Origin of the sequence: Psychrobacter sp. UBA2514 (assembly GCF_002341255.1) — a bacterium.
Lineage (GTDB): Bacteria > Pseudomonadota > Gammaproteobacteria > Pseudomonadales > Moraxellaceae > Psychrobacter > Psychrobacter pacificensis.
In genome coordinates this window covers 68,302-70,071 of sequence record NZ_DDNS01000012.1, presented here as the reverse complement: position 1 = coordinate 70,071, position 1,770 = coordinate 68,302, and the positions used below count along the sequence as shown (strand labels likewise).

The following is a 1,770-nucleotide window of genomic DNA, read 5'->3' as shown; positions in this document are numbered from 1 at the left end:
GAATGTTCAACACGCCCTAATAATTTTTAATTTCTGTTAGACACAATATACGACTTTACTTTATTTTAGTTTAAAGGCTTTCTACAAATGATTAAACAATCAATACGTCAAAATCTCTGTTTTTAGTTGTCATTTTTGAACATAGGTATTGAAAAGCACCGCTGCTTCTGGCAGCACACTACTATAGCACTTACGAATTATTTGTTATACTGGCGCGCATATGAGCCGAATTGGCGCGAATACATGAGACAAGGTAAATAAGTATGCAAGCTTGGGTGATCGGTAATTGGAAGCAGAATCCGGCAACTAGCCATGATGTTGATGCGCTGTTAAGTGACCTGCTGACTAAGGTTGATGCTAAAAATCAAGCTAAAATGCCAACCTCTAATAGTCAATGCAAATTGATGGTAGCACCAAGCAGTATTCATTTGGCCGCAGTCAGTGCACGCTTAGCAAATACTCCAATAATCAGCGCCGCTCAAGACGTGAGCGCTCATAGTGCAAGCACAGGCGCTTACACCGGAGACTGCTCAGCACAGCAAGTCGCAGATACAGGAGCTACTTGGACGATACTTGGTCACTCTGAGCGTCGCCAGTATCATAAAGAATCTCATGACTGTCTAATAAATAAAATGTATCATGCGTTTTCTCAAAATCTTGGTGTGGTGTTCTGTATCGGCGAAACGCAAGAACAGTATGATAATGGTCAAACACTTGACGTTATCAATGAACAACTCTCAGTGATCAAAGATTTACTGGCGCAGCAGCCAGATATTACAGCTTCTTTGTCCGAGAGATTGATTATTGCGTACGAGCCTGTCTGGGCGATTGGTACAGGTAAAGTACCGACTGTGACAGAGGTCAGTAAGACTCATCAACATATCAAGCAAACCGTTGCAGGCTTTGCTGACATAGCAGGTGCGATTACCGTACTGTATGGCGGTAGCGTTAATGCTGATAATGCTGATAGCTTTGCTTCTAACTCTATGATTGATGGCGCATTGGTTGGCGGTGCCTCATTGAAAGCAGATAGCTTCTTAGCGATCGCTGATGCTTTTAGTCAAGCGAATGCTTAATCAAATAAATAACGCTCAGATATCAGTATCATAGCTGATAGACAGTATGGTTTTACCAGTTGGTAAAAGTAGGTTTAACAGTACCCTTGCATTCGTGTACAATGCGCCTTATTTATATAATCGATTTGGTATCATGAGATGCTAGTCATTATTTTTATTAACCTTACGTTTTATTTTCCGTTATCAGTCGTCATTACGCGGCAAAAGAGGCCACCATGTTTACGTTTATATTAGCCCTGCATATTATCGTGGCCATTGCCATGATCGGCTTGATTTTGATACAGCATGGTAAAGGGGCAGATGCTGGGGCTTCTTTTGGTGCCGGCTCATCAGGTACTGTATTTGGTGCAGCGGGAACTGCCAACTTTTTGACGCGTGCGACTGCAGTACTAACGGTCATATTCTTTATTACCAGTATGACGCTGGCGGTGCATGCGCGTAAGCAGGCCGAAGACCAGTTTCGTCTAGACGCGCCAGTGTCAGCACCGCAAACGCCGCGTCCATTGACACAAAATCCTGAATAAGTGGCTTTTGAGTAGTCAGTGCTTGCTATTTTGGTAGGTTACATTTACAATGCTTTTCTATTTTCGCAAGTCCTTATCTATTAATGCCTACCTTACGCATTATATATAGTAGATAGGAAGTTAGAAAACAGAGTAGTAAAATGCGATTGTGGTGGAATTGGTAGACACGC

General features: G+C 42.4%; 2 protein-coding genes. Both read left to right on the top strand.

What is annotated here, in order from left to right; genetic code table 11:
- Window positions 1-263: 263 nt before the first annotated feature.
- The gene (tpiA, locus tag B3V51_RS04375) at window positions 264-1,076 is read left to right on the top strand and encodes a triose-phosphate isomerase (protein WP_093069701.1); all 813 of its coding nucleotides are present in this window, start codon (window positions 264-266) and stop codon (window positions 1,074-1,076) included.
- A gap of 215 nt (window positions 1,077-1,291) precedes the next feature.
- Window positions 1,292-1,600, top strand: coding sequence for a preprotein translocase subunit SecG (gene secG / locus B3V51_RS04370; protein ID WP_021814138.1), 309 nt, complete (start codon window positions 1,292-1,294; stop codon window positions 1,598-1,600).
- The last annotated feature ends 170 nt before the right edge of the window (window positions 1,601-1,770 follow it).